This is a genomic window from Halobacillus sp. B23F22_5 (assembly GCF_043497085.1).
GTDB lineage: Bacteria > Bacillota > Bacilli > Bacillales > Halobacillaceae > Thalassobacillus.
In genome coordinates this window covers 1-704 of the sequence record NZ_JBIEKI010000041.1, presented here as the reverse complement: position 1 = coordinate 704, position 704 = coordinate 1, and the positions used below count along the sequence as shown (strand labels likewise).

Genomic DNA, 704 nt, shown 5'->3' with positions numbered 1-704 from the left:
TGATGGAACAAAAATAGAGGCAAATGCCAATAAGTATACGTTTGTGTGGAAAAAATCCGTCCAACGTTACGAAAAAAACTTACAGGAAAAGTTGGATCAAACTTTCGCGGATATTGAAGAAGCTATTGAGTTAGACGAAAACATACTTACTAATGAGGAATCTCCTGCCAACCGAGTAACTTCCGAGCGATTAGAAAAAGTTGTCGAGCAGGTAGAAGCTCAGGTGGAACAGGCGGAAAAGGCGGTCGAAGAGGAAGCTGATAAGGTAAAGAAGAAAGAAAAAAAGGAAGTATTTCGTGCCAAACGACGTATCTATAAAACGTTGAGCCAGGACTACCTTCCTCGTTTGAAAAAGTATGAAACCCAGCTAGCCACCTTCGGTGATCGCAATAGTTTTTCCAAGACAGATACCGATGCCACTTTTATGCGAATGAAAGAAGATCACATGAAGAATGGGCAGTTAAAACCTGGTTATAATGTGCAGGCAGGAACAGAAAACCAATTCATTATCGGCTACTCGATCCACCAGCGTCCTACGGACACTCGTTGTTTTGAACCGCATATTCAAAAGCTGCAGGCTGCAGATCTTCCGTTCCCCAACACAATTGTCGGTGATGGAGGTTATGGCGGAGAAACCAATTACAAATACGCAAAGAAGGAAGGATTTGATACACTCATTCCCTACAACACGATGCGGAAAGAGC

At 42.8% G+C, this 704-nt stretch carries 1 protein-coding gene; it reads left to right on the top strand.

Translation table 11 applies throughout. The annotated features are described in order from the left end of the window. Window positions 1-704, top strand: a 704-nt coding sequence (locus tag ACGTN9_RS21015; RefSeq protein ID WP_499596481.1) for a transposase, incomplete at both ends; no start/stop codon positions are given.